The 26,366-nt window shown below is 59.0% G+C and carries 22 protein-coding genes; 5 read left to right on the forward strand and 17 right to left on the reverse strand.

Going from position 1 to position 26,366, the window contains the following annotated elements:
• Nucleotides 1-766: 766 nt before the first annotated feature.
• The 3 genes from ACNA0J_RS20080 to ACNA0J_RS20090 form a co-directional block, all read right to left on the reverse strand.
• Nucleotides 767-2,026, reverse strand: a complete 1,260-nt coding sequence (locus ACNA0J_RS20080) for a CaiB/BaiF CoA transferase family protein (RefSeq protein WP_415820634.1) — start codon at nt 2,024-2,026, stop codon at nt 767-769.
• 19 nt (nt 2,027-2,045) lie between these two features.
• On the reverse strand, nt 2,046-2,855 hold the full coding sequence (locus ACNA0J_RS20085; RefSeq protein ID WP_415820635.1) for an enoyl-CoA hydratase/isomerase family protein: 810 nt from the start codon (nt 2,853-2,855) through the stop codon (nt 2,046-2,048).
• A 129-nt stretch (nt 2,856-2,984) separates the two neighbouring features.
• Nucleotides 2,985-3,980 carry a Bug family tripartite tricarboxylate transporter substrate binding protein gene (locus ACNA0J_RS20090; protein ID WP_415820636.1) on the reverse strand — a complete coding sequence of 332 codons (996 nt, stop codon included), beginning with the start codon at nt 3,978-3,980 and terminating at the stop codon, nt 2,985-2,987.
• A gap of 131 nt (nt 3,981-4,111) precedes the next feature.
• Here ACNA0J_RS20090 and ACNA0J_RS20095 point away from each other — a divergent pair, with 131 nt between their 5' ends.
• Complete coding sequence (locus ACNA0J_RS20095; protein WP_415820637.1) at nt 4,112-4,822, forward strand: GntR family transcriptional regulator; 711 nt, start codon at nt 4,112-4,114, stop codon at nt 4,820-4,822.
• An 81-nt stretch (nt 4,823-4,903) separates the two neighbouring features.
• Here the strand turns inward: ACNA0J_RS20095 and ACNA0J_RS20100 are convergent, their stop codons facing one another.
• Entirely contained in the window at nt 4,904-5,212 is a 309-nt protein-coding gene (locus ACNA0J_RS20100; protein ID WP_415820638.1) for a hypothetical protein, read from the reverse strand.
• A gap of 151 nt (nt 5,213-5,363) precedes the next feature.
• On the opposite strand from ACNA0J_RS20100, the gene ACNA0J_RS20105 reads away from it, so the two are divergent.
• Nucleotides 5,364-7,826 (forward strand): autotransporter domain-containing protein, encoded by a 2,463-nt coding sequence (locus ACNA0J_RS20105; RefSeq protein WP_415820639.1) that lies wholly within the window; start codon nt 5,364-5,366, stop codon nt 7,824-7,826.
• 172 nt (nt 7,827-7,998) lie between these two features.
• Complete coding sequence (locus ACNA0J_RS20110; protein WP_415820640.1) at nt 7,999-10,398, forward strand: autotransporter family protein; 2,400 nt, start codon at nt 7,999-8,001, stop codon at nt 10,396-10,398.
• A gap of 7 nt (nt 10,399-10,405) precedes the next feature.
• Here the strand turns inward: ACNA0J_RS20110 and ACNA0J_RS20115 are convergent, their stop codons facing one another.
• Nucleotides 10,406-11,707: an MFS transporter gene (locus ACNA0J_RS20115; protein ID WP_415820641.1), complete on the reverse strand. Its 1,302-nt coding sequence runs from the start codon at nt 11,705-11,707 to the stop codon at nt 10,406-10,408.
• Between the two features lie 94 nt (nt 11,708-11,801).
• Here ACNA0J_RS20115 and ACNA0J_RS20120 point away from each other — a divergent pair, with 94 nt between their 5' ends.
• Nucleotides 11,802-12,512 carry a TetR/AcrR family transcriptional regulator gene (locus tag ACNA0J_RS20120; protein ID WP_415820642.1) on the forward strand — a complete coding sequence of 237 codons (711 nt, stop codon included), beginning with the start codon at nt 11,802-11,804 and terminating at the stop codon, nt 12,510-12,512.
• Between the two features lie 24 nt (nt 12,513-12,536).
• Here ACNA0J_RS20120 and ACNA0J_RS20125 read toward each other — a convergent pair whose 3' ends face one another.
• The 6 genes from ACNA0J_RS20125 to glnK form a co-directional block, all read right to left on the reverse strand.
• Nucleotides 12,537-12,872, reverse strand: a complete 336-nt coding sequence (locus tag ACNA0J_RS20125) for a ribbon-helix-helix domain-containing protein (RefSeq protein ID WP_094821715.1) — start codon at nt 12,870-12,872, stop codon at nt 12,537-12,539.
• Between the two features lie 171 nt (nt 12,873-13,043).
• Nucleotides 13,044-14,642, reverse strand: a complete 1,599-nt coding sequence (locus ACNA0J_RS20130) for a GMC family oxidoreductase (protein WP_415820643.1) — start codon at nt 14,640-14,642, stop codon at nt 13,044-13,046.
• Nucleotides 14,643-14,661: 19 nt separating this feature from the next.
• Nucleotides 14,662-15,273: a tat (twin-arginine translocation) pathway signal sequence gene (locus ACNA0J_RS20135; RefSeq protein WP_415820644.1), complete on the reverse strand. Its 612-nt coding sequence runs from the start codon at nt 15,271-15,273 to the stop codon at nt 14,662-14,664.
• 79 nt (nt 15,274-15,352) lie between these two features.
• Nucleotides 15,353-15,751, reverse strand: coding sequence for a VOC family protein (locus tag ACNA0J_RS20140; protein ID WP_415820645.1), 399 nt, complete (start codon nt 15,749-15,751; stop codon nt 15,353-15,355).
• A gap of 286 nt (nt 15,752-16,037) precedes the next feature.
• On the reverse strand, nt 16,038-17,273 hold the full coding sequence (amt, locus tag ACNA0J_RS20145; protein WP_415820646.1) for an ammonium transporter: 1,236 nt from the start codon (nt 17,271-17,273) through the stop codon (nt 16,038-16,040).
• Nucleotides 17,274-17,310: 37 nt separating this feature from the next.
• Nucleotides 17,311-17,649, reverse strand: a complete 339-nt coding sequence (glnK, locus tag ACNA0J_RS20150) for a P-II family nitrogen regulator (RefSeq protein WP_012249555.1) — start codon at nt 17,647-17,649, stop codon at nt 17,311-17,313.
• Between the two features lie 690 nt (nt 17,650-18,339).
• On the opposite strand from glnK, the gene ACNA0J_RS20155 reads away from it, so the two are divergent.
• On the forward strand, nt 18,340-18,597 hold the full coding sequence (locus ACNA0J_RS20155; RefSeq protein WP_415820647.1) for an accessory factor UbiK family protein: 258 nt from the start codon (nt 18,340-18,342) through the stop codon (nt 18,595-18,597).
• 89 nt (nt 18,598-18,686) lie between these two features.
• On the opposite strand, the gene ACNA0J_RS20160 is transcribed toward ACNA0J_RS20155, so the two are convergent.
• From ACNA0J_RS20160 to ACNA0J_RS20185, 6 genes are all read right to left on the reverse strand, one after another.
• Nucleotides 18,687-20,291 carry an AMP-binding protein gene (locus ACNA0J_RS20160; protein WP_415820648.1) on the reverse strand — a complete coding sequence of 535 codons (1,605 nt, stop codon included), beginning with the start codon at nt 20,289-20,291 and terminating at the stop codon, nt 18,687-18,689.
• A 48-nt stretch (nt 20,292-20,339) separates the two neighbouring features.
• Entirely contained in the window at nt 20,340-21,056 is a 717-nt protein-coding gene (locus ACNA0J_RS20165) for an SDR family oxidoreductase (RefSeq protein ID WP_415820649.1), read from the reverse strand.
• A 94-nt stretch (nt 21,057-21,150) separates the two neighbouring features.
• A complete protein-coding gene (locus tag ACNA0J_RS20170; RefSeq protein ID WP_415820650.1) occupies nt 21,151-21,846 on the reverse strand; it encodes a response regulator transcription factor in 696 nt (231 codons plus the stop codon).
• The gene (locus ACNA0J_RS20175; protein WP_415820651.1) at nt 21,839-23,413 is read right to left on the reverse strand and encodes a sensor histidine kinase; all 1,575 of its coding nucleotides are present in this window, start codon (nt 23,411-23,413) and stop codon (nt 21,839-21,841) included. The genes ACNA0J_RS20170 and ACNA0J_RS20175 overlap by 8 nt, the downstream gene beginning before the upstream one ends.
• 77 nt (nt 23,414-23,490) lie before the next feature.
• Nucleotides 23,491-25,119, reverse strand: coding sequence for an ATP-binding cassette domain-containing protein (locus tag ACNA0J_RS20180; protein ID WP_415820652.1), 1,629 nt, complete (start codon nt 25,117-25,119; stop codon nt 23,491-23,493).
• A 50-nt stretch (nt 25,120-25,169) separates the two neighbouring features.
• Complete coding sequence (locus ACNA0J_RS20185; RefSeq protein ID WP_415820653.1) at nt 25,170-26,216, reverse strand: DUF1611 domain-containing protein; 1,047 nt, start codon at nt 26,214-26,216, stop codon at nt 25,170-25,172.
• Nucleotides 26,217-26,366 lie beyond the last annotated feature (150 nt).

Here is a 26,366-nt window from a genome sequence, read left to right on the forward strand (position 1 = left end):
CGCTACGCTCCTTCGGTTTCCCTCGCTCGACTCCGAGGCGCGCCAACACGGTCACTGCCCCGCTTCGACTCACAGCATCTCTGATTCCCCCGTCGCTGGCACGGGTGGTCTACGTAGGCTTCGTAGGCGATGATTTCTGCAAAGATGAAAATCTTGCAGGGCGGCTATTCATTGGCGCCTATGGGCGCGCCAATGAATAGCGTTCGTGATCTGCATGCGAGGGCTTTGGCATCGGTGGCAAACAGAAGATCTCTCGAGCAACGATTTCTCATAGATAAACAGGCGATTGTTCGCTCCACGACTGCGCGACATCCAAAGATGTGCGACGTATCTCCGCATGCATTAACTCTAGCCAAGCAGATCTTCCAACCTGGCACCCTGCCACCTCGCCGCATGCCCGGACCGATCGCTATTCGCGCGTGTGCAGGGCACGCGCGAATAGCAGCCCCGCAAGATCTTCCTCTTTGCCAACACGGTCACAGAAAAACGCCAAGCAAAACAGCCGTGCCAGCGATGTGATGAGCTTGAGTTACTGCGAGTCGAGCCGAGGCAATCGGGCCGTGGGGGCGCCTCAAAGCCGAGTGGAGCGGACGTTGAAGGGAGCGCGAAGGCGCGGACGAAACGAGCGAACACGGTGTCCGGCGCCCGCGCGCCGGACCGGCTTTGTGNAGCCCCCACGGCCCGATTGCCTCGGCTCGACGTCCAATAAGCACGCCACCCTCCGCACCTAACCCACACCCCTAACCGAATCCACAAAACGCCACACCTACGCGGTAGCAGCCTCGCGATCGATCGCCGCCACAACCCCCGCATTGATCAAAGCATCAATCTCCGACTCGCTATAGCCAAACTCCCCCAGAATAGCGATCGTATCCTCACCCAGCTGCGGAGCAGGCCGATGGTACTGCGCCGGTGTAGCCGACAGCTTGACCGGCATCCCCACGGTACGCACCGTACCCGCAACGGAGTGCTCCTGTTCCACCACCATACCGCGCGCCAATGTCTGCGGATGCGACAGCGCCTGTGCGATTGAATGCACGGGCCCAGCCGGTACGCCAGCCTCATCGAAAATATCCAGCCATTCCTGCGCACTACGCGTTTTCAAGATAGCGGACATACTTTCGACAAGTTCATCGCGATTGTTCATCCGGTCCCGGTTGCGCGCAAAGCGTGGATCCTCGGCCCATTCAGGCTTACCTAACGCCGCTGCAATACGCTGCCAGTTCTTTTCGTTGGCCCCGCCGATGATGATCCAGTCCGTGCCTGTAGGAAACGCCTGGTACGGGGTGCTCAGGACATGCGCCGACCCGGTAGGCCCAGGCGATACGCCGCTGCCAAAATAAATCGCGGCATGCCAATACAACTGCTGCAGGCTGGCCTCCAGCAACGAAGTCTCGACGATCTGGCCTTCGCCTGTACGTTGCTTGTGTTGGTACGCCGCCAACACGCCGAACGCCGCCAGCAAGCCCGCATTGATATCGGCCACCGAGTTCCCCGTACGCAGCGGCGGGCCGCCGGGCTCACCGGTAATCGCCATCAGGCCCGAGAAACCCTGAGCGACCAGATCAAAGCCCCCTTTGTCCGCATAGGGACCCGACAAACCATAGCCCGATACCGCGCAGTAGATCAGACCAGGATTTTCCTTGCGCAGCGTCTCGTAACCCAGGCCCAGTTTCTCCATCGTGCCTTTGCGAAAATTCTCCGTGACGACATCGGCGTCCCGGATCATGCGCAGCAGGACCTTCTTGCCCTCGGGATGCTTCAAATCCAGCGCGATGGCGCGCTTGTTCCGGTTCAGCATCAAATACGGCGCCGAGATTCCATTGATCTGCGGGTCTCGATACTGCCGTGAATCGTCGCCGCCGTTGATTTTTTCAACCTTGATCACGTCGGCGCCCAAGTCGGCCAACATCATGCCGCAGGTGGGGCCCGCCATGATCTGCGACAACTCGATCACGCGCATGCCTGCCAACGCGCCTTTGGCAGCGCCGGTTGCAGAGGGGGTATCGGAAGCGTGCTTTTCCATAGTGTTTCCTGAAACGGGCTCAGCGTCCGTTGAACTGGGGTTTTTCTTTCGCCAAAAACGCGCGATAGCCTGTGCGGAAGTCTTCCGTATCAAAACAATCGAAGGCCTCGTCGCGATCGGCGTCGGTCAATGGCGTGCCTGACATCAGATTGCGGACAAATTTCTTGTGCCAGCGCGCCACCAGCGGCGCGCCTTCGGCGACGCGGCGTGCGGTCGCCTGGACCTCGGCGGCGACCTGATCGTCCGCTGCTACCCGCGTGACCACGCCCAGCCGCAGGGCCTCGCTGGCGTCGAAAATCGTGCCTTCCAGCAGCACCTGCAGTGCTACCGTGGGGCCCACCAGACGCACCAGGGGCGACAGTTCCGAATAGGACATCACCAGACCGAGGTTCTTGATCGGCACGCCAAAACGCGAGCTCTCGCCGCAAATGCGGATGTCGGCCAGGCTGGCGATCTCCAGCCCGCCGCCCACGCAAATCCCATGAATCTGGGCCACGATCGGATGACGGCAGTTGGCCAGCGACTCGATCGTGCGGCGCATGACCGCGCCGTACGCGACGGCTTGTTTTTTATTGCTGCGCGAGGTTTCGAATTCGCTGATGTCGTTGCCCGGCGAAAAGGACTTTTCACCCGCGCCGCGCAACACGATGCAGCGCACGCTGTCATCCTCGTTCAGTTCCAGAAAGGTATCGCCCAGCAATCGCCAGCCATCGATGGTGAAGGCATTGAGCTTTTCCGGACGGTTCAGGACGACAGTCACGATGCCGCCATCGCGTTGCACCTGAACCAGCGATTCGCCGGCAGCGTTGGTGGTGGAAGTTGCGTTCATTAGATCTCCGATCAGCCTCGATATTGATGCCGGGTGGGAAAAGGGCGCAGCCGACAGGCTGCAGGGTCAGTCAAAGAAATTGCGTATGGACGTCTGAGAAGACCGGCCATCGGGGTGAGCCGAGATGGCCTATTGCTTGGTCAAGCCCAGACTGCTGGTGATTTTTCCGTATTTGCTCCATTCGTCCTTGATATAGCTGGCGAACTCGGCCGGCGTCTCGGGACCGCCGCCCAACTCCATACCTTGGTCGGCCAGTTTCGCCTGGATATCAGGATCGGCCAGGGTCTGTGCCACGGCCTGGTCCAGCTTGTCCAGGATCGGTTTGGGTAATTTGGCAGGCGCCAGCAAGGCATACCATTGGATGATGTCCATCCCCTTGATGCCGGCCTCGCCCAGAGTGGGGACCTCAGGCAAACGCTTGCTGCGCTGCGCGCTGGTGACAGCCAGTGGGCGCAATTTGCCGGCCTGGACCTGACCGATCGCGCCTGGCAACGTATCGAAATTCATGTCCACGTTGCCGCCCAACAGGTCCGTCATCGCCTGGCCGCTGCCCTTATACGGCACGTGTTCCATCTCCACACCGGCAATTTGCGAGAACCGGGCGGCACTCAGATGTTGCGGGCTGCCCTGGCCGGATGACGCGTATAGCAGTTGTTTGGGATGAGCCTTGGCGTCGTCGATCAGATTTTGTACTGTCTTGTAGTCGTGCTTGGTGGGATTGATCACCAATACATTCGGCACCGACCCGATGTAGCGCACGGCGGTGAAATCCCTGCTCGGGTCGATATCCGACTGGACCACATAGGGCGCGGACACGGTCGACTGCATATTGGCCAGCATCAGCGTATAGCCATCGGGATCCGCCTTGGCCACGTAATCGGACGCGATCAAGCCCGAGGCGCCGGGTTTGTTTTCCACGACGATCTGCTGGCCTAAAACGCTGGAAAGTTTCGCCGACAGAATGCGCGCCGACACATCTGTGCCGCCGCCGGGCACGAAACCGACAACCAGGCGGATCGGCCGTTCAGGCCATTTCGACGCGTCCTGGGCTAGAGCAGGGGCGCCGGCGGATAGCAGTGTGGTGATCGCCAGGGCGCTGGCCCAGGCACGAACGGGGGTATGCATAGGGGTATGTCTCCTCAGTATGTGAGCCTGTCCGGGCATGGCTTGCTCTATGATTGGCACAGGCTTGGTATGCCTTTGGTGTTTGGTATACCAGATACAACAATAGACGATTTAGGACGTACGAACAACCCATGGCTAACGCTGAAGCTTCGGTTTCTGACCAATCCCCCCTGGATTTGGCCATTCACCATCCCACTTTGCCGGCCGTCGTGGCTGAACGGCTGCGCCAATTGATCATTGATGGCACGCTCAAGCCGGGCACCTGGCTCAATGAGCGTGACCTGTGCGACCGCCTGAAAATTTCGCGCACGCCGCTGCGCGAGGCCTACCGGATGCTGGCCTCGGACGGGTTGTTGACGTTGCAGCCCAAGCGCGGCGCCATGGTGATAGAGCTGTCTGCCGAAGACATCGAGAACATCTTCGATGTATTGGCGGTACTGGAAGGCTTAGCCGCCCACAGTGCGGCAGAGCGTGCCACGGACGCAGAACTCGCGCACATCGCGCAGTTGCACGAGCAGACGCGCGATCACTACAACAACCGGGACATCCGTGCCTACTACGCCACCAGCATGGGCACGCACATCGCAATCAATCGCGCGGCGCACAACCCCGCGCTGACGCACGCCTACGACCGATTCAATCTGCAAGTCCAGGCACTGCGCTACCGCTCAAACTTCGATCTGGACGAATGGACCAAGGCGATGAACGACCACGAGGCGTTTGTCGGCGCCTTGCTACGGCGCGATGGGGAAGAGGCGGAATCCTTGATCCGCGGTCATTTGAAAGGGCGCAAGGCCTATCAGATGCGTACGGTGCGCACGGCGCCGCCAGCGGCGTCCTGAGTTGTGCAACAGTACGGAGCCGGTGCTTGCTAAAAAAGGAATAACACCATCGCCGATGAACCACGACCGGTCTTGCTGTTTCTAATCGTCCGAATTCTCTTCTTCGGAACAGCCTTTGCTTTGACCAGATCCGGCATTGATCACAATGCCGCCAATAGCAATGCTGTCAACGGCATGGGGAATGAATTCAAGAAGGACTACGTTCACGTACAGATGCGCACCGACGATCATGGCATTGGCGTGCGTATTGGCAGTGGCTTTCAGCGCGGCCCAGGCGAGGTCGCCCGGCAAGGGGCTTGGACAAGCAACTCGCGTTTTTTCTGATGGAAACAACGAGGTCCTATTCAGAGTAGACCTCGATGGCGTCACCGAGCTGAGCGAGCCCACCATCACAGTTCCTCGTTGGCCGCTCAAAGGCACCCTTGCGCCACATCCCGTTTATGCCTCTGATTTTAACGGAGAGGGGCTCAAGGTCGGTATATCCGACTGGAGTGTCGCGCCAGACGACTCTTCTCCACATCGCTCCGCTTTGGACGGTGTCTTGGTATATCTCAATGCCCCGCCTGAGGGAAGCGAGGGCGTGGGGGATCACGGTCTGGTAGTCTCCCGCATCGTGGCAAGCAAGCCCGCTGGAGATGCGCACGCTCAGGGCATTGCTCAGGGCTGTCGTCTATACATGACAAATAAGAACTTCGATTCCGGTTCCGACGACTTATACGACGAGTTGTTTAAACATAATGTGACTATCGTCAATCACTCGTGGGGGTGGAATGATTCGCTCCAGGAGACGATCCGAGCGCTGCGCAGCGGTGACAGCTTGGCTCACAACGACGACGCACTCATTAGGCGTATACAGGCAACGATGCTTCGCGCGGTTCTGGACAATGGGATGCTTCTGGTTTGGGCGACGGGGAATGCGGGTGCATCAGACCCCGCCTATCCAGCATTGCTGCCCATTCTGACGCCCGGGTTGCAACCAGGATGGCTCGCCGTGACGTCTGTTAGTCCTGAAGGCGTATTGCCGTCCTATGCGAATGCATGCGGCGAAGCCTCCAATTGGTGCATCAGTGCAGTGGAAAGGCCTGTGGGCAAGTATGACGGGACCTCATATGCCGCTCCAGTGGTGGTTGGTACCGCGGCGCTGGTTGCTCAAGCTCATCCGTGGATGGATAACAGCGCGTTGCGGCAGACCTTGCTTTCCACGGCGGATTATATTGGAACGCCTGAGATCTACGGATGGGGGCGTCTGAATGCGGATCGTGCCGTGCGCGGCCCGGCCTTGTTTGATTCGCAGCTTACCTTGGGCGGGGATTTCATTGCCGATATCCCGAGCTCCGTACCGTCATCCAGTTTTTATAACAATATTGCCGGTGATCGTGGGCTGATCAAAAAAGGCAGTGGCAGATTGGCGTTGTGGGGGAAAAATACTTACGCCGGCGGCACGCAAGTTTTGGAAGGAGTCCTGGAGCTCCACGGCAGCGTTGCAGGCTGGCTGTCCCTGTCTCAGGGAGCCATCCTCATCAGCAACGGAGGCAAGATCGGCGGCGATTTTGTGAATGCCGGCGACTTGTACCTGGAGGGCAAGGGCTTGCACGTGCAAGGCGACTACATTGAGATGGGATCGACGTTGCATGTCTATATGCCGGTCGGCGCCGTATTCGATATTGACGGGCGAGCGTATATCGGCGACTCGAGCTTGCATATTTTGTCGCCCGATCAGATCTACATATCAACGGCGGCCCGGGTGCTAATGCGCGCCGGCGAGATCATTGGCGAGTTCAGCGCTGTCGCGATAGCTGGCTTGTACCAGGCCACGGTGGAGTATGGTTCCGAACAGGTCGATGTGCTGATCGACAGATATAACGTTGCCGCCGCAGCGCGGGTGCTGTTCGCCCACGGGCGGGCGCTACAAGCCGGCGCACTTGCCGTCGAGACCTCGTTTGCAGCAGTGGATCGCAGATTGCAGGGTGAACCCCTTGAGGTGAGCGACGCGTTCATATCGCAGGCAGCGGTATTGCAACACGCCGACTCCACAGATGCCCTGGGCATCACATTGAGTAGCCTGACAGGCGAAGTCTACGCGTCGTCTCAAGCATTGAGTTTTCAGCAGGCACAGATCGTCAATCGTGCGTTGTCCAACCGTGTCGACGAGCTGAGCCGTGCACACGACGGCGGCGGACTATGGATCAACATGCTGGGCGCCGATGGCAAACTGCGGCAGTCTGGTTACGCCAGCGCCGATACGTATTTGTTTGGCGCGCAGTTGGGGATAGACCATCGATCGAGCTCGCATACGATCATCGGAGCAGCATTCTCATGGTCGCAGGCGAATGCAGCTTTTGACGGGCTGGGTGGCCGTTCCAAGGGCCGCAGCGTAGGACTTTCTCTTTATGGGCGCTATGGCGCAGAAACAGGAAATTACTTGGCTGGCCGCTTGGGCCACGATTGGATCCATACCGACGTCGAGCGGGACATCGTGATTGGACAGGCCGAGCATATCGCCAGCAGCCGTCATGATGGTGTGACATCCGCATATGCAGAGCTAGGTCGTGTTTTGCCCTTGGGGTCATCAACCTATACGCCTTTTACAGGCATCGAATACAACCATCTGCGTCGTGGCGCTTTTCAAGAAACTGGCAGCCAGTTTGGCTTGCGTGCGCATCATATGTCGTATAAACAAAGCGCAGCATTGTTCGGCATGCGCTATCGATCCGGGCCGATGCGGTGGGCGGCTGGCGAGACAACACTGACGGCGGCGGGCGCTTATCGCTACGGCAATCCAGCCAGCCTGAGATTCTCCGCGGCATTCAACGGCGTACCCGATGCCACGTTCACCCTGCAGGGGATTGGACTGCCGCGGCATAGTGGCTGGTTGGGTGTAGGAGCTGTCACTCGCCAGGATTCCTCACATCTGAACTGGTTCATCAACGTCGACATGCAGCTCGACCATCATGGTGTAAACAGCAAGGCGATTTCGGCAGGGCTGCGCTACGAGTTTGGATAGACGGATGGAATCCGCCGTGACGGCAAGGCCGGTTGCAGCGTGTCATAATGGTGACGAGTGAACTGGTCTTGTCAGGTTAGTCCCGTTTCTGTGCTTCCTTGGCATATTTTTTTGGTTTTCCGAGAGGCCATGGCTCAATAACCCGCGTCATTTATTGCGCGGGAGAAAGCCAATGATCACGATCTTCAACCTCAATGGAAGCAGGCGTTTTCGCGACTGGGCAATTGTCCCAGCGTTGCGCAAACAATGGGCACAGCAATCCACGAGACTTACGTCATACGTGTTGCTGGCGTCGTTGCTCATACCCAGTTCGGCACAATCTGCGTTCGGCCCGTATGTCGGCCATGGCGCGCCTGAACAAGCGTCTCGCGCGAATCGTTTCTCCAGACTTCGCACCGAAGAGCAAACCGTGAACGAGAGGCTCAACTCGACCCGCAGGGTTCTGTTCGGCTCTCAAACCGTGGTGGTCGATGTCGATATGAAGACGCAGGACGGTTATGCCTTCAGTGATGTGCATGTTATCGGTGATCGCCAGAGCAAATTGATCATCTGGGGCGGTGACGCCGCTCAACCGGTGCTTATGTACGCCAGCGATTTTGAGGGTCAAGTGATCATCACACGCAACGCGTTGCAGATGGATGGCCACAGCATTGCTGCAAAGCAGATCTTTGTGAAAAACGGCGCCCAGTTAATAACCAACACTCTGGCCGCACCCGACTATGAGCCTGGGAGAGCGCGGGATCAGCGTATTCTGGTAGAGCGCGGCGCATCGCTGCAAGTCGGCACGTTGAGCGAGACGAGCGAAAATCAAATCAAATCTTTCGCCGTTAAAGGCAATCTGACCAACCGCGGCGATGTTTGGATTCATAACCTGTCAAGCGGGGCCGGCAGTACGCTTTATGTGCAGGGTGACTACCATGGCGAAAAGAACAGTGCCGTGCATATGGCGATCCATTCGCGCTCTGACCCATCGCCTTGGTTTGTTCCGGGGACCAAGATTGTCCACGACAAACTGGTGATCATGGGAAACAGCAGCGGCGAGTCGCAAGTCAACGTTGTTAACTTGGGCGGGGGTGGCGCCGCTATGGATTATGCTCGCGGCTCTATCAAATTGATTACCGTAGCTGGAAACTCAGAGGCGGAATTCATCATGAAGCAGCGCGCCGTAGCGGGCACCTATGAGTACCGGCTCGTACGAGGAGATAGCAGCTATCCAGATACCGATGCATCGAAGAACTGGTATTTGGTGAGTGATGCATCATCAGCGGGGGAAAATGGCAAGCAATCAACTGAAGCAGAGGACGACCTATCTCCGGCAGAGGACGGCTCATCTCAGACAGCGGACGGCAGGCCCGTTGGGATACCCATCGGGCAACAACACCGGGTGGCCAGGACACCGCCTGTCGTGTTCAATAATCCGTCGAATGCACCTCTGCAGATAGCACCACCACCTGAAAACGTCGATCAAACACCGTCATTGGACGACACACAGTCAGAGAAAGGCACGTTACCCGAGGACGAGACGGATGTAGCGGCCAATGCAGGCGACTTGTCACGCTCGAACGACGACACGTCGCGGGAGGAAACATTCTCCGAGGATGTGCTCTTCGCACCTCGCATAAAGATCATCCGTCCCGAAGCAGGTTCCTACAACAGCAATGCCCTGGCAGCCAACACCATGTTCCAGATGAATCTGAACGACCGGCTCAGCAGCTACTACCAGGGCGAAGGCCATGGTCATCGCGGCAGTGCGTGGGTGCGGTACAACGGCGCGCGCGATCACTTCAATGACGCCTCCGGGCAGTTGCGTATCCGGGGCGATAAAAACATCGTGATGCTGGGCATCGATATGCTCGCGAGTTCGACCGACCTGCTCGATCAGTTCACGATCGGCCTCATGGGCGGATACGGCCATTACCGTGGCCACACGGCATCGCGTGTGTCAGGCTATTCCAGCCACGGCAGGGTAGATGGTCACAGCGTGGGGATCTATGGCACCTACCAGCAAAACGCCGATACCCAGTCGGGGATCTACCTGGACAGCTGGGTGCTGTGGAACCGGTTCAACAACAAGGTCAAGGGCGATGACTTGCCGAATGAGAGATACACCTCAAAAGGCGTCACCGCCTCGGCAGAGCTGGGCTACAACGCCAAGATTGCCGAGCACAATAACGTGAAGTACGTGCTGCAGCCTCACGCGCAGATCATTTATCAAAACGTGCGATCCGACAGTCTGCGCGAGGAGAACGGTACCCGCGTCGAGTTCCTGAATCGTGGCCGTACGCAGACGGTGCTCGGTGTACGGGCGGCTGCCCACGTTCCCAGCGGATTGACCTCGACTATCACTCCCCATCTCGAGCTCAACTGGTTGCACTCCAGCAAAAACTACGCATTGCGTATGAACGGAGTGGGCGCCGAGATGAATGGCGGGCGCAACACAGGCCAATTGAAATTGGGTGTGGAGGGCGACATCAATCAGCGTGTCGCACTCGACGTTGCCTTGTTCCGCAACCAAGGCAAATCCGGGTATCACGAGACGGGAGGGAATCTGGCGTTGAAATATCGCTATTGAGCCAACCTCAAGTTGCCGGCAATGTATTCGGCTCGGGCGATCTGCTGCCCGAGCGCCGAATCATCAGCGCCAGGATGGCCGCGATGATGCCGGTAGAGCCCGCCAACACGAACGCGACCAAATAACTGCCTTGCGTGTCGCGAATATAGCCCGCCATCCACGCCGCCGACGCAGCGCCCACTTGATGGCCTGCGACGATCCAGCCAAACACAATAGGGGCATCGCGTTCGCCGAATGCCTCGGTCGTCAGGCGCAATGTGGGCGGTACGGTCGCGATCCAATCCAGACCGAAAAATATCGCAAAAATCGACAGGCTATAGAACGAGAAATCGGAATAGGGCAGGTACATCAGCGCCAATCCGCGCAGCCCGTAGTAAACAAACAGCAGCTTGCGTGGGTCATAGCGATCTGTCAGCCATCCGGACGCCGTCGTGCCGATCAGATCAAAAACCCCCATGACGGCCAGCAGTCCTGCCGCACGAACCTCGGGAATCCCATGGTCACCGCACAGCGCAATCAAATGCGTGCCCACCAGGCCATTCGTCGTAAAACCGCAGACGAAAAACGTGGCAAACAAATACCAGAATGTGCGTGTGCGAATCGCACGATTCAAGGCCCCGAATGTCGCTGCCAGCAAGCCTGTGCGCGGCGCCGCTGCTGCCAGCGGCGTATCGGGGGCAGCACCATAGGGCGTCAGACCCACGCTGGCAGGCCGGTCACGTACCAGCCACCAGGCCACGGGTATCAATGCTGCGGTCGCCGCTGTCACGGCCCACACCGCACGCCGCCAGTCACCCGAGGAGGCGAGGGCGGCCAAGCCAGGCAAAAACAGCAACGTCCCGGTTGCCGTACTGGCAGTCAGCAAACCCATCATCAAGCCACGGCGGGACGCAAACCAGCGATTGACCACCGTCGCTCCCAGCACAACGGCCACTGCGCCCGAGCCAATCCCGGAAAACACCCCCCAAGTCAGCAGCAAATGCCAGGATTGCGTCATGAAACTGCTGAGCCCGGTAGACACCGCCATCAAGCTCAATGCGGCAATCAATACCCGGCGTACACCAAAGCGTTCCATTGCGGCGGCGGCAAATGGCCCCACCAAACCGTACAGAAAAATCCCGACTGCCGCGGAAAGCGACGTGGTTGCACGGCTCCAGCCAAAGTGTTCCTCCAGCGGGACGAGCAAGACACTGGGCGTAGAGCGCAGGCCTGCCGAGACCAGCAGAGATAAAAAGATGACGGCAACCACCACAAAGGCGTAGCGTTGCCCATAGTGCCGAAAGGGGCCGGGGAGCTGGGATATACTCATATTACTGACCAGTACGTATCGGGAACTCGTATGCTACGTACCGGTCAGTAACATCGTCAAGTAAAAATATTGATTCGATGTCAGGAGTATCGCCATGACCCGTAAAACTGCTTCCTCTGCCGCGGCCGAGCCGTCCCCTAAATCGGCTCCCCCCAAGCTGGCGTCCGAACGTATTCGCGAGACCGCGCGCCGCATGTTCTATGAGGATGGCATTCGCGCGGTCGGCGTGGACGCCTTGGTGGCCGAGGCGGGCGTGACCAAGCCCAGTCTGTATCGCAGCTTTTCGTCGAAGGACGAATTGGCGGCGTCGTATTTACGCGACTACGAGAGGGAGTTCTGGGCCAAGTTCAACGAGGGAGCGGCCATTCACCCAGATGATCCACGCGCTGCGTTGATGGTGTATTTCGAACGCCTGGCTCAACGCTCGGCGGGCAAGCGTACGCAGCCGGCGTCGGATCATGTCACACCGGACGAGGCCGTCATGCCCCCGGCCACCACACGCTATCGCGGTTGCGGCTTGACCAACGCCGTCGTCGAGTACCCTGAACCCGATCATCCCGCTCATCAAGTCGTCGTGACGCACAAGGCGGCGCTGCGTGCGCGTATGGTCGAGCTGGCAGCGGAGATGGGGGCTGGGGAGCCGGATATCCTGGCCGATGGATTGATGTTGCTGCTGGAGGGGGCGTTTGTGTCTTGCCAGCTGTTTGGCGAGGGCGGACCCGCGCGCTATCTGCCCGAAGTCGCCAGCCGTTTGATAGATGCCAGCATTGCAACACTGCAGCCGGCGCCGCCGGTCAAACGCTGAGCAGGCAACCGGCTCAACGGCGCGTCACCGCGCATGCGCCAATACCGGCTGAAACCGCGTTGCGTCGCGGCCGTCGCATAAAGGCGTGAGATCGGTGTTCTTCTGCGATAAATACCGCAGACAGCAAACACGCAAAAACGACGCAAAGCTCATCGGCATATCCCCATGGCGAGCGAGCAGTTCGTCGTGCAATTTGATAGCGAACTGACTCGTTGTCAGGTCCTCGCGTTCCGCGATTTCCTGCAAGACGTTCCAGAACAGATTTTCCAATCGGACCGTCGTTACCACCCCGTGAATGCGCAACGAACGCGTGCGGGACTCGTAAAGAATCGGATCTGTATTTACATAGATCTGGCACACGATTGTCCTCCTACCTTGAGAAATAACGGGGCCCGGTCGAACGCCGGGCTTGCCGCAATGATGTTACGCCGATTCCGTATTAGCCGCCGGTGCCGGTGCCGGTACGGTAATCGCCATCCGTGGTGAGGGTGACGCACTTGGTAGTCTCCCCCATTTCATGGCCTCATGCGTTCAAATCGCTCCTTGCTTCATCTGTGCGGCGATGTAGTCCGCTTGGCGAATTGCCAACGATACGATCGTCAGCGTGGGGTTCTCCGCCGCACCTGTCGTAAATTGACTGCCATCCGCAATAAACAGATTACGCACATCGTGTGCCTGGCCATGTTTGTTGACCACGCCGTCTTCGGGTTTGTCGCTCATCCGTGCCGTGCCGAGGTTATGCGTGGAAGGATAGGGCGGTACACGATACGTGTCTTTGGCGCCCGCGGCTTTATACAGGGCCTCTGATTGTTTGAAGCCATGTTCGCGCATGGCAACATCGTTTGGATGATCGTCGAAATGTACGTCTGCCGCAGGCAGGCCGTATTGGTCTTTCAACGCGGTGTTCAGGGTGATCCGGTTGGAGGCCTGGGGCATGTCCTCGCCCACGATCCATAGCCCCGCGGTATGCGCATACTGATCCATCGCATCAGCGAATTTCGCACCCCACGCGCCCGGATCCAGAAACGCCGCATAGAACGACAGTCCCAGGGATATCGTCTCCAGGTGATAACCGCCCGCGAACCCGCGCGATGTATCGTGGCGCGCCTCGTCCTCGACGATGCCGGCCATTACCGTGCCCTTGTACATATCGACTTTATTTGCAAAGGTGGCGTAGAGCGACCCCGTCGTATGCCGCATGTAGTTGCGGCCTACCTGGTCAGAGCTATTGGCCAAACCATTGGCAAATTTCGCCGAATGCGAGTTCAGCAACAGACGTGGTGTTTCGATCGAATTCCCCGCCACCGCCACCGCACGGGCTTTTTGCCGTTGCAGCGCGCCTTTGGCGTCGTAGTACAGCACGGCATTGACCTTGCCCGCCTCATCATGTTCGATACGCGCCACGTGTGCCTCGGTACGCAGTTCCGCATGCCCGGTTTCAATCGCGCGTGGCAGCTCCGTATATAACGTCGACCACTTCGCGCCGAATCGGCAGCCTTGAAAACAGAACCCCCGCTGATAACAGTGCGCCCGATCATCATTGGCCACGCTGTTGATCGCCATGTGGCCCGTGTTGACGTGCTTGTAGCCTATCTTGGTGGCGCCTTCGTGGAATATTTTGAAGTTGTTGTTGCCCGGCAAACCCGGCAAGCCGTTCGTACGGGTTACGCCGAGTTTTTTCTCGGCACGAGCGTAATAGGGATCAAGATCCTCGCGCGTGATAGGCCAGTCGAGCAGCGTCGCACCATCGACTTTTCCATATGTCGTCAGCGCTTTGAATTCATACGGCTGAATGCGCAGGCTGGCGCCGGCCCAGTGCACCGATGTCCCTCCGACGGTTTTACAGATCCATGCAGGCAGGTTGGGAAAATCTTTTGCGATACGCCATGAGCCCGATGCGGTACGTGGGTCGAGCCACGCCAGTTGCTGAAACGACGCCCATTCGTCGGCCAGAAAATCGGCTTGCGTATGCAATTTTCCGGCTTCGAGGATGACGACGTCGACCCCTTTCTGCGCGAGTTCGTTGGCCAATGTGCCGCCGCCGGCGCCCGAGCCGATCACCACGATGACATGATCATCGTCGAGGGAAAATTTTTTGCCGGGCGGTTCTTGAGTATTGGTGTTCGCCATGTCTGTCTCCTTGTTCTAATTAGTTTGCCGGGATGGGGCCGCTGTCTTGTTCCGGGGGATTCGGCAGCCACGCGAGATCATTGAATCCCTTATATAGATAGCCGCCATCTCCCGCCTGTGCGCCATAACCAAAATGGGCATAAGCCAGGGCATTGGAATAAAGCGAGACCACCGCTGTCGAACGTACGGTCTGGAAAAATGGCGTGTCCGCCAATGCGGCCGCATCACGGTCCTGGTCGGCGACGGCACGCGCGGACCAATCACCACCTGCTTGCGCATCGAGCTTGCGTACGCCCTCGGCGAGTTGGTCCCGTATCGCCGCCGTGTTTGCCGCCTTGCCGTCCAGGTCTTTGACGACGAGTGCATACACCGCGTCTTCTAATGTGGCATGGGGATAGATGCGCTTGACCAGTGCAAGCAAGACTTTTCCCTGATGCTCGTCCAGGCTCTTTAATTCCAGCGCCCAGGCTCGGCTCGGCGCGATGAGGGCCAGCGTGGACGACATCGCCAATGTGCCGAATAACACGCCCGTGCCTTTCAACAAGGCTCGGCGCGTGAGCGAAATACAGGGCTTTCCTGTGGCGCGTGACGGTTCTCGCTCGACAGCGAGCGCGATGTGCTTGGATTGCATATGTGTCTCCTTATCGTAGTCTTGAGCAGGCTTTTCTTGGCCGAAGGCTTGGTCTTTGCCATAGCCTGGCATCGTTGAGCTACTGATAATGCCCGTGGCGTTCGAGCACTTCGATCTTGTAATTGTCAGGGTCTTGAACGAAGAAATAGCGCGCGATCAATGCGCCGTCGGCGGCAAAAAATTCTTTGAGATCATTGGGGGCGAACCCCAGCGCAGTCAGGCGCTCGCGCTCGTGGATGGCATCGTCCACCACAAAAGCGACATGCCCGTATCCATCGCCGTGTGTATACGGTTCGCTCTTGCCTTTGTTCCACGTGAGTTCGATTTCCGTTTCGCTCTCGCTATTACGCAAGTACACGAGCGAGAAACTATCAAAGTCCAGACGATAGCTGGGCTCAAGCCCAAATGCGGCTTGATAGAACGCCAGCGATTTATCCAGATCTCGCACACGTACCATCGTGTGAATCAGTTTTGCCATGATGCAGGTCTCCAGTCATTTTTATAGTGGGCAATGCGTTTTGGCATTGCGGTATGGAGAGCAGTCTAGGCAGATTTGATCGGGGATGGGTAATAGCGGGCTAAATACTACCAACAAATAAAAAAAGCCCCCACGCTGCGCCTTCGGCTTGCTGCCCCCCGAGGGGGCTTTTTTGTCTTGGGGCGGCCCGGCGACAAAAAAGCCACCGATGCTTTCACATCGGTGGCTTTTCCCCTTGGGGAGACTGTTTGCCGCTATATTCAGCGCGGCGTCAGCCCCTTTCCTTTTAGCTGTGGTACGCCGATTCGCCGTGGCTGGTCACGTCCAGGCCTTCGCGCTCTTGGTCTTCAGGCACGCGGATACCGCAGAGCATATTGGCGATCTTGTAGGCAACCCATGCCACCACACCCGACCACACGATAGTCAACAGCACGCCTTCCAACTGTACCCAGAGCTGAGACATGATTTCGCCCGTGCCGGCGCCGAGACCGCCCAACGCTTTGGCATTGAAGACACCGGTCAGCAGCGCACCGACGATACCGCCGACACCGTGCACGCCGAATACATCCAGAGAGTCGTCCGCACGCAGCATGCGCTTCAGGCCATTGACACCCCATACGCAGACGATGCCAGCCAGCACGCCGATGATGAGCGCGCCGCCTGGGCCAACGAAACCCGCAGCGGGCGTAATACCCACCAGGCCTGCTATAGCGCCAGAAGCAGCACCCAGCATCGAAGGCTTGCCCTTGATCGCCCATTCGGTGAACAGCCAAGCCAGAATCGCGCCAGCGGTCGCAATCATGGTGTTAAAAAATGCCAGCGTAGCGCCTTCGTTTGCGGCCAGTGCCGAGCCACCATTGAACCCAAACCAACCCACCCACAGCAGCGAGGCGCCGATGAAGGTCATGGGCAGGTTATGGGGTTGCATTGCTTCGCGGCCATAACCCACGCGTTTGCCGATGACATACGCACCAACCAGACCTGCGATCCCCGCGTTGATATGCACCACCGTGCCGCCGGCGAAATCCAATGCTTGGCGGGCATTGAGCAAGCCAGGCGCGGTCTCCGAGGCAAACCACACCATGTGCGCAATGGGCACGTAGGCAAAGGTGAACCAGATGATCGTGAACACGAGCACAGCGGAAAAGCGTGCACGTTCGGCAAAGCTGCCTACGATCAGTGCGCACGTCAGCCCGGCAAACGTAGCCTGGAACGATGCAAACAGCAGTTCGGTCAACGAACCGGACATCGAGTAGGTGCCGTCTGCGGAATTGAACATCCCCGAGAAAAACGCGCGCGACAGCCCGCCGAAAAAGGCATTGCCTTCTGTAAAGGCCAACGAGTAACCGTAAATAAACCAGAGCACAACTCCCAGTGCGAACGTGCACAGTACTTGCAGCATGACCGACAGCACGTTCTTGCTGCGTACCATGCCGCCATAGAACAATGCCAGGCCGGGAGCGGCCATCATGAGTACTAGCAGGGTTGAAACGAGCAACCAGGAGATATCCGCTTTATCCATTTTTCAGGCTCCAATGCATTTTGCTTTGTTGTTTTGCTTACAGGGCGGCTTCGCCGGATTCACCTGTCCGAATACGAATGACTTGCTCCAGCGGGGCGGTAAAGATCTTGCCGTCGCCGATCTTGCCGGTGCGGGCAGCTTGCTCGATCACGTCGATCACTTGGTCCACCAGATGATCCGGCACAGCAGCTTCTACGCGCAGCTTGGGCAAAAAGTCCACGGCGTATTCCGCGCCGCGATACAGTTCAGTGTGTCCCTTCTGACGGCCAAAGCCTTTGACTTCGGTGACCGTCAGCCCCTGTACGCCGATCCCGGAAAGCGCTACTCGTACTTCGTCGAGCTTGAACGGCTTAATGATGGCGATGATGAGTTTCATGGCAGTTCCTCTGATGGTTGCATTCACGCATGAGCAATAAAGCAATATGCGTGCCATCTTTTGCTTGCCGAGCCGCCTCAGGGTAAAAAAGCCCTGTCAGGGCGCAAACTCGCTCTGAGCGCAATGGCAATGCCTGTCTCGGATGCCGTTCGCGCTGGGAAAGCGAAGGGCGCTGAGCAGTTTTTGAACAGATATAGTGCGTCGTTGCACCATATTGGTGCTTTTATGCCCCGGGATGATCCCCTGATTGGTGCGTAGCACCGGGGCAGGGACGGTTGAAACAAAACATTTGCCAGCGCCTAGTGTTGTATCGAATTGCTGCGTCTGTTTCGGCTCTTCGCAGCAATGTATCGAATTTGTTGATACGCGGCATTACACCCAGTGGCTTGTTGTTGGCCGCAACGTCAGGAAGAATCAAACCGTACCAGATGGCAATGCGACAGGCACTCGGACAGTGTGCCCGTCTCAGTGATGGTTCTGGTGCAATTCGATTTTCTCCTGTGCTTTGAGGCGGTGCCGTGTACGGCCCGCCCATTTTTTTTTGCCGCCGGGCCGCCCCAAGGCAAAAACGGCCCCCTCGGGGGGCAGCAAGCCTGTAGGCGTAGCGTGGGGGCTTTTTTTGCCGCCGGGCCGCCCCAAGGCAATAGCGACTACACTCTATTTATTCAGAACATCGAATGCGAGGACGCTATGAACCGCACCCAATGGCTTGAGGATTTCCAGAAAAATTTATCCGACCTGATCGCCCGCAGCCCAGCCGCCGATCTCGAGCGCAATGTAAAGGCGATGATGGGACAGGCCTTTACGAAAATGGATCTGATCACCCGCGAGGAATTCGACGTGCAGGCGGATTTGCTGGCCCGTGCACGTGAGCGTGTGGATCAACTGCAGACTCAGGTCCAGCAGCTGGAGTCGCGCGTTTCGGCTTTGGAAAGCAAGCCGGAATAGGTTGGGCTCGCGCTGGCCTCGAAGGGCGGCGCGCAATGAATAGATAGGGGTCTCTGCCGCTGTGCCGAGAGGTGCGTCGAACTCAAGCGTCACAACGTGGTGCGCAGCTCTCCGTCAAGCAGCATCTGCGCCATTTTCCTGAGTTCGTGCTTTTGCACCTTGTTGGAGTTGGCGCTTTGCACCATTGGAAACTGCTGCACAAACGCGACCCGTTCAGGGACTTTGAATTTTGCCATTGAGGCCTGACAGGCGCGAATGATGGCTGCCTCGTTCACATCGGCCCCAGGCGTAGCAATGGCAAATGCCACCGGTACGGTTTTCCCCTCGCGCTCGGCGCCCACGACTTGCGCCGCTTGAATGCCGTCGAGCCCGCGGATGAATGCCTCGATTTCCATCGGGTTGACCAGAAAACCCGCCAGGCGCAGATGCTCCCCGTCTCTGCCCTGAAAAACAAACGTGCGTTCATCGACGGTGAAACCCAGGTCGCCAGTGCGGAAAAATCCATCGGGCTGGATCGCTTTGCGGGTGGCTTCAGGATTATCCAGATACTCCGACATCAGGCTGGGGCCTTTGATTTCAATCTGCCCGATGGCTCCGTGCGGCAGCGTATTGCCATGCTCGGGATCTACTGCGCGAACCTTGCCGGCTGGCGAGGCCAAGGTGCCTCCGGCGGCACGTCGATATTGCCAGTCTGCATCGAGCCGTTGGCCGGCGACCAAGGCCTGGAGTTCGCTGGATCCGTATAACCCGGCAATGGGAATCCCTGCCCGTAGCGCGCGTTCAGGCAGATCGTCCATCGAGGGGGAAAAACTGGCGTAGCCCACATACTGCAGCGTAGGAAAGGGCTGCGCATTGCCCGCCGTTTCCTTTAGCAGCAGATCAATGAGTTCGTTATTGGCAAAGGTATGGGTCACCGCATGATCGCCAATCTGCCGCACCGTAGCGCTGGCCTCGAATACTGGCAGTGAGACCAAGGAGGCGCCAGGGACCAGGCCACTGAGCATCGTGGAAAACCCAAACGCGCCGCACATCGGCGCGGCAATGAGCACCACGCTCTGTGCCGTGACGCCATAGGCCGAGGCTGCAATGGCTCCGTGATCGATCAGACCCTCTTGCCGATGCAGAACGAGCTTTGGCGCGGAGGTGGTGCCCGAGGTCGTGTACACCAACGCGCCGTCATAGGCTTGCCCAGGATCGGAAACGGAAAACGTCGTCGCCGTGTGTGCGTACGAGATCAGATCCAGCGCGGGCCACGCGTCGCGCAAGGCTTGGGTGGTGTCTGCGTTGGCCTGGACGGCAATGACGCCTTTCAGTTGACCAACGATAGCGGCGTCCACGCGTTGGAGCGTATCAACAAACGGCAACCCTTTAAAGGCCGGCCAGAATGCCAGCCAGCGGCATTGTCCGCGTTGCAGCAGTTGGCCCACTTCATGTTCCTTGAAACGGGTATTGACAGCGATCACCATCATTCCCAATCTGGCACATGCGAGAAACGTCACGAGCCATTCGACGCAATTAGGCATCCACAGCGCCAGACGGTCTCCGCGGCGAGCCCCATGCGACGCCATCAGCGCTGCCACTCGGTCCACCTCGGCCAACAACTCCGCGTAGTTCAGGGCACGGTCTTTATCGTGGAATGCAATCCGTGCGGGGGCTGTCTGAGCATGTTGTAAAAGCAGCGAATAGAAGTTCATTTTTTACTTCTCAGGTCTCGTGGAGATCGATGCTATATCCGTGTCCTGTCACGCAGCGCCAATGGATAGACCGCCGCACACCATATGTGTCTGACCCGTCACAAAGCCGCATCGTTGATCCATGAGGTAAGCCGTCGCATGCGCGACTTCTTCGGGCTGTCCCATGCGGCCGACCGGAATGCTGGCCAGTAGCGCCTGGGTGTGCGCGTCGTTTTGATCATTGGCGCCGGCAAAGAATTCGGTCGCAATGGGTCCGGGCGCGATAGCGTTGACGGTGATGCCGAACGGCGCCAGTTCGAGTGCCCAGGTCCGCGTCATGCCGATCAAGCCCGCCTTGGTCATGCCATACACGGTCCGGCCCTGTTTGCCCAGCGCCGCGCGCGATGCAATATTGATGATGCGGCCTTGTCGCGCTGCTTTCATGGCAGGCGCCAGACGTTGCGAAAAACGGATAGCGACCTCCACATTCAACTGCACGGCACGGTAAAGGTCTTCGATGCGTATGTCTTCCAGGTTGGCAATGGGTACCAAGCCTACGTTGTTGACCAGACCGTAGAACGGCTCGGCCATTGCACTCGCCAAGAATTGTTCGAGAGCTTGTGTGTCGGCGAGGTCGGCGGTGTGAAACTCAATGCCGTTTGGCAAGTCCGCCGGCCGGGTCCTGGCCACGCCGACGACCGCATAGCCGTCGTCGATCAGCCGCTGACAGATAGCTCGTCCGATTCCTTTGCTGGCACCTGTTACCAGTACTCGCTTTGTACTCACGCGGGTCTCCTTGAGTTCTTGTCGCTTTTACCTCAATTGGTCAAACTCTACTAGATTGCCGCGGCATCTTCACTAGAGACCGGATCTGTCTTTTCTAATCGGTCTTTTCTGCACTGATCGTATAGCCAAAGCCGCGAGCGGTGCGCAGCAGCGGGAGTTCGCCTTCTTGTTCGATCTTGCGACGCAGATAGCGGATGTAGACGTCGACCACCTTCGTGCCCGGATCGAAGTCCATACCCCAGACGTCGCGCAATAACCGCGCACGGCTGACTACTGTGCCCGCGTGTTCCATCAGATAAGCAAGCAGCGCGAATTCGCGCGCCGTCAGCTCGATGCGGCGCTCGCCGCGATGCGCAGTCCTGGCGGCGAAATCCAGCCGCAGATCGCCGACGCTGAGCGTCGTGCCCGGGGCGCGGCCATCCTGGCGCCGGCGCAGCAGCGCCTGCATGCGCGCCACCAGCTCGTCGAATGCGAATGGCTTGGCCAGATAATCGTCCGCTCCTTGTTTTAAGCCTAGAATGCGTTCTTGCAGTTCTGCTTTGGCCGTCAGCATCAGAATCAGGCCGCGGCAGCCATCAGCGCGCAAGCGGGCGCAGATCTCGACGCCTTCCATCCGCGGCAACATGCGGTCGAGGATGATGAGATCGAATTCGCCGTCGCGTGCGGTTTCGTATCCATGCTGGCCATCGCGCGAGACTTCGACGCGATAGCCTTCGGCCTGCAGGCCGCGCTGCAGAAAAGAAATGATGCGCGGGTCGTCCTCGACCAACAAGACTTTGGCGTTATACATGGCGATGTCTCAATGGCAGCCGGACGGTGAATGTCGAACCTTTTCCCGCTGTACTGCTGAAATCCACAGTGCCTTGATGTTTCTGCACAATCCAGCGGGCGATCGACAGGCCCAGGCCGCTGCCGGCTGCCCAGCGCTCCCGTGCCAGCGTACCGCGATAGAAGCGGTCAAAGACATGGGGCAGGTCTTGCTCGGCGCAGCCCACGCCGTGATCACGAACGATCAGTTCCCCTTGGGCGCTTGCGCGCACGCTAACCTCGACTGTAGTGGCGGCGGGTGAATACTTGATCGCGTTGTCCAGCGCGATCATGGCGGCCTGCTTGAGCCGCGCCCGGTCTCCCCATATGGGTACGGCGTCCGTCGGCGCATCCTGCATCACCAGCCTGACATCCTGGCGGCGAGCCAGTACGTTGGTGTCTTGGATGGCTGCCAGCGCGACTTCCTTCAGGTCAAGAGGGGCTTTTTCGAACACGATATCGTCGCCTTCCGAACGCGCCAGGAAAAGCAGGTCTTCGATCAGATGCCCCATTTCCTGCGCGCGCGCCACCACCGCAGCCAGAGCCTCGCGGTACATGGTCTCGTGCCAGGCCTTGCCGCGCAATGCAATCTCGGCCTCGCCCCGCAACGCGGTCAGCGGAGTGCGCAGTTCGTGGCTGATATCGGCCAGCAGGCGCACGCGCTGCTGGTCTACCTGGGTCAGCCGATGATTGGCCTGGGCCAGGTCCTGCGTGCGTTGTGCCACCTCGCATTCCAGTTGACTCTTGGACGCGAGCAACTGCGCGTGCTGCCCATGCAGTTGTTCGGCCATCGCATCGAAGCTGCGCGACAGCACACCCAATTCATCGCGTGCCTGGCTGCCGATGCGATAGTGCAGCGAGCCTTGTTCAATGGCGCGTGTGCCTGCTGCCAGGGCGCGGATAGGGCGGCCAATGGAGCGGGCCAGCAAATAGCCCGACACGGAGATCAAGGCCAGCAGGACAGCCAGCAAACCCAACACGGACACGGTCACCTTCTGTCGCAATTGTTCAGTGACAGACTCCAGGGCGTCGACCTCGGCCTGTTTGCTGCGGACATTCTCGGCAATCAGATATTCGAGTTCCGAATCCAGCCGGTTTTCGATCTGATAACGGAACTGAGCAATCGCTTCATCGCGCTTGCCGGCCAAGGACAGGGCGAGCAACTCATCCACGGAGCCGTCAATGCTGTCGATAAGCAGGTGCATACGCTCATAGAGCGACAGCGTCATGATGTCGTCGCGCTCCGATTCTGCCGTGATGCGCAGATCCAGCTGCTTCACGTCGAAGAACGATTTATAGACGTCGGCACGGGCGCTTTCGAAATCAGACCGCTCTGCAGGGCCAATCAATATCAGTTCGGCGATCTGCTCGGCATAGCGATTCGCGTCGATCGCCAGATCAGACGTCATGGCTAGTTCTTTGCGCGCATGCAAAAGCCGGTCAAAGTAATCCTTGGCCGTGCGCGTGGCAAAGACAGAGGTAATCGCCATGACAATGACGGAAAAAGCGACTATGGCCTGGAACAACCAGATCCGAGTCTTGATACTCAAGTTATCCTCATACACTCAGAATGCGCGGATGGGCCGCGCATCATGCATGTGCGAAGGTGCCCGGCGAGGGCATCCTTTTATATATTTGCTTCCGCACATGCATGTTCTGATGTATGTAGATGTTTCGTCTCTGTAACGGGTTCGAGTTGTCCTGCATCCATGCGCCATACGGCGTCAGCCGCAGACAGCCATTGCGGGTCGCTGGTGACCAGCAACATCGTCGTGCCACGTCGGCGCAGCACCCGTGCCAGCGTACCGGTACGCACCTCGTCGAGCATGGCGTCGGCATCATCGATCAACAGCAGACGCGGCCCGCCCATCACGGCCCGTGCCACGATCAGCCGCTGCCGCAGCGCTGCGGGCAGGTCCGAGCCACGCTCGGCAATACGGGTATCCAGGCCGCGGGGCAGTGCGGCAATGGCTTGCTGCAACTCGCATAATTGCAAGGCGTCCGCAATCTCGGCATCGTTGGCGGTGCTTGCTCGATAAGTCAGATTGCGCCGGATCGAGCCGCGCAGCAGCGGCAGGTCGGGCGAAATCATGCCCACTGCTTGGCGGATAGAGGTGAGGTCATGTTGGGCCAGCACTTCTCCATCCAGCCGTACCGTGCCGTGGTCGGGGTCGAACATGCGAGCAGCCAGGGCCAGTATCGTAGATTTTCCCGAGCCGCTGCCGCCTGTGATGGCTATCAGTGAACCTGGCGCCGCCTGCACGCTGATCTGCCCGAGTGCGCCGGCTACCGATACTTGGTCCAGCTCCAGATGCCCAGGGCCGGTAGAAAGCGGGGGCATACGCCGGCCGGATGCCAGGGTGGGCAGGCGTAAAAAGCCGCCCAGTACATCCCGCGCCGCGCGGAAATTCTGCCAGAACACGAAAATGCGGCCCAGGTCGCGCAACGGTGAGTCCAGCAGGTTGACCACCAGGATGGCCGCCAGCAGGGTGCCCCAGCCGGCCTGTTGTACGCGCAACAGGCCGGCCGCCAGCACCAGTGCAGTCAATATGGTCGATGCAGCGTCAGGCACCGCTCGCAGCAAAGCGGCCAGGCGTGCCTGCGATACGGCTGCCTGGGCCAGCCGCGAACTTTGCTTCTGCAGGCGCGAGCGCTCGCCGCGGGTGCGGCCGAATACGCGTACCGGCGAATAGACATTCAGTTTTTCGCCCAGATTGGCTGCCATGCGGCCGCGCGCGCGCCGTAGTTCGCGTACGCGCCGGTACAGCGGCGAACCAGCGGCCGCGAGGGTCGCCATCGCTACCGCGATCGCCCCGGCAACACAGGCGGCGATGAGCGGATCGAGCCAAGCCAATACTCCGATGGCCGATACAATCGTGATCGCGGCTACCGCCAGCCGAGCCAGCCCGCGGCTGACCCAGTCATTGAGCGCATTGAGGTCGGCGACAAAACGCACCATCAGGACGCCCTGGGTACGTTTTTGCAGCACGCGGCTGGGCAGATTGTTCAGATGATCGAAAAGCCGCAGACGAGTCGCGGTCAGATAACTCTGTCCCAGTCGTTCCGCCGTGGTTCGTTCTGCCATGCGTAGCCACATCAGCGCGAGGCCCAGCACGGCAATCGCCGCGGCATGGGCCAGCACCGAATGCGGCGCGACTTCCGATTGATGCAGCCCGTCAAAGCCATGCCGCGTGGCGATCGCGATACCCGCCATTGTGGCCGCCTGCGCGATCCCGTTGGCCAGCAGCCAGGCCATCAGTCCGCGCCGGCTGCCCGCCAACACGGACGGAAGCGGCCCGCGGCGCCTCACAGGACGGCCTGCACCGATTCCGCGCCGGTCAATTCTTCCAGCATGGCAGGGTCGCCCAACGCATCGAGGCCCAGCACCGGCAGTCCGACAGCGTCGGTGGCTTCCTGAATGGCTAGCGGTGCGATGGTGATAATGCCGCTGATTGCGAGGGTTTTGAGGCGATGCCGTGCCAGCCAATCGACGCCGGCCTTGGCACCGAGTGCGTCACGCGCAGCAAAAAACACGCCATCGACCAACTCCTGGAACTCCGGCGATTGCAGCAGCATCGCCGTTTCCCGCTGATATAGCCCATCGGCGATTTCCAGTACCAGAACATCGATGCCGGTCTTCATGGCATGCGAGGCCAGCGTGAAGCAGATGCGCAGCAGTTCGTCGTGTCCCACCTTATACGTGGACACCACGCCAGCAGATGTGAAATCCAGCGCTGGGCGGGCGCCAGCGTCCATCATGCGCCACAAATCTCCACCTGCTCCAGTGCCTGTGACTTTGGCAGAGCCGACGCGATATCCGGCTGCACGAAACCCCCGTATCAGGCTCACGGCAGTGGTGGTCTTGCCGGCGTTCATCGACGCACCGATCACGGCGTAGATACGAGCGGTCTTGGGCTCACGCAGGGCCGGCAAGGCGGCATCGGCTACATTCAAGACGCGGCCCGTGCGATCGGCCAGCAAGCCCACGGGCGTGATGGCAGTCGCAGCACTGGTTTTCGCACTGCGCGACAACACATTGGATGCGATGCCGCCGGCGGCGACCAAGTCACATGGGCCGAGGTCGCCGCGGATTTCCGCCTCGAACTGATCGGGGGCATAGCGATTACCGTAGGCCACCACGATCTCGTCGCCAACAAACAAGGTGGAGCGCCGGCCATCGCGCGATTCCAGCGCTTTGTGATGGCCGAGCTTGGTCACTTCCGCCAGGACCAGGTCACCGGCGCGTGGGCTGACCGTGGTGACCAGATCCGTGGCCATGGACAGATCCACATGGCGGGTGCTGTATGCCGTCTTGCAATGCTGCAGCCGCTGGTGCAGGTCGAGATCGTACATGTCTATCTCCGCAAAATATTTGATCGTGAAAAGTTGATGTGCTCACGATATCAAGCCCGCCTCGCGCGCAATTGAGAAATAGAAAAGCGCCAGATTAAAAACAGGTAAGAGCCCCGCGAGTTTCAAATCCACGTGCTACAACGACCCGCA

The organism is Bordetella tumbae (assembly GCF_965139195.1).
GTDB lineage: Bacteria > Pseudomonadota > Gammaproteobacteria > Burkholderiales > Burkholderiaceae_B > Bordetella_A > Bordetella_A tumbae.

Excerpts from the sequence above, each read along its gene's own strand:
- ACNA0J_RS20135 (WP_415820644.1), bottom strand. The coding sequence starts at position 15,273 with ATGCAATCCAAGCACATCGCGCTCGCTGTCGAGCGAGAACCGTCACGC.
- ACNA0J_RS20130 (WP_415820643.1), bottom strand. The coding sequence starts at position 14,642 with ATGGCGAACACCAATACTCAAGAACCGCCCGGCAAAAAATTTTCCCTC.
- ACNA0J_RS20185 (WP_415820653.1), bottom strand. The coding sequence starts at position 26,216 with ATGTACGATCTCGACCTGCACCAGCGGCTGCAGCATTGCAAGACGGCA.
- ACNA0J_RS20090 (WP_415820636.1), bottom strand. The coding sequence starts at position 3,980 with ATGCATACCCCCGTTCGTGCCTGGGCCAGCGCCCTGGCGATCACCACA.
- ACNA0J_RS20140 (WP_415820645.1), bottom strand. The coding sequence starts at position 15,751 with ATGGCAAAACTGATTCACACGATGGTACGTGTGCGAGATCTGGATAAA.
- glnK (WP_012249555.1), bottom strand. The coding sequence starts at position 17,649 with ATGAAACTCATCATCGCCATCATTAAGCCGTTCAAGCTCGACGAAGTA.
- ACNA0J_RS20155 (WP_415820647.1), top strand. The coding sequence starts at position 18,340 with ATGAACCGCACCCAATGGCTTGAGGATTTCCAGAAAAATTTATCCGAC.
- ACNA0J_RS20095 (WP_415820637.1), top strand. The coding sequence starts at position 4,112 with ATGGCTAACGCTGAAGCTTCGGTTTCTGACCAATCCCCCCTGGATTTG.
- ACNA0J_RS20160 (WP_415820648.1), bottom strand. The coding sequence starts at position 20,291 with ATGAACTTCTATTCGCTGCTTTTACAACATGCTCAGACAGCCCCCGCA.
- ACNA0J_RS20170 (WP_415820650.1), bottom strand. The coding sequence starts at position 21,846 with ATGTATAACGCCAAAGTCTTGTTGGTCGAGGACGACCCGCGCATCATT.
- ACNA0J_RS20120 (WP_415820642.1), top strand. The coding sequence starts at position 11,802 with ATGACCCGTAAAACTGCTTCCTCTGCCGCGGCCGAGCCGTCCCCTAAA.
- amt (WP_415820646.1), bottom strand. The coding sequence starts at position 17,273 with ATGGATAAAGCGGATATCTCCTGGTTGCTCGTTTCAACCCTGCTAGTA.
- ACNA0J_RS20100 (WP_415820638.1), bottom strand. The coding sequence starts at position 5,212 with ATGGTGGGCTCGCTCAGCTCGGTGACGCCATCGAGGTCTACTCTGAAT.
- ACNA0J_RS20115 (WP_415820641.1), bottom strand. The coding sequence starts at position 11,707 with ATGAGTATATCCCAGCTCCCCGGCCCCTTTCGGCACTATGGGCAACGC.
- ACNA0J_RS20180 (WP_415820652.1), bottom strand. The coding sequence starts at position 25,119 with ATGGCCTGGCTGCTGGCCAACGGGATCGCGCAGGCGGCCACAATGGCG.
- ACNA0J_RS20085 (WP_415820635.1), bottom strand. The coding sequence starts at position 2,855 with ATGAACGCAACTTCCACCACCAACGCTGCCGGCGAATCGCTGGTTCAG.
- ACNA0J_RS20080 (WP_415820634.1), bottom strand. The coding sequence starts at position 2,026 with ATGGAAAAGCACGCTTCCGATACCCCCTCTGCAACCGGCGCTGCCAAA.
- ACNA0J_RS20110 (WP_415820640.1), top strand. The coding sequence starts at position 7,999 with ATGATCACGATCTTCAACCTCAATGGAAGCAGGCGTTTTCGCGACTGG.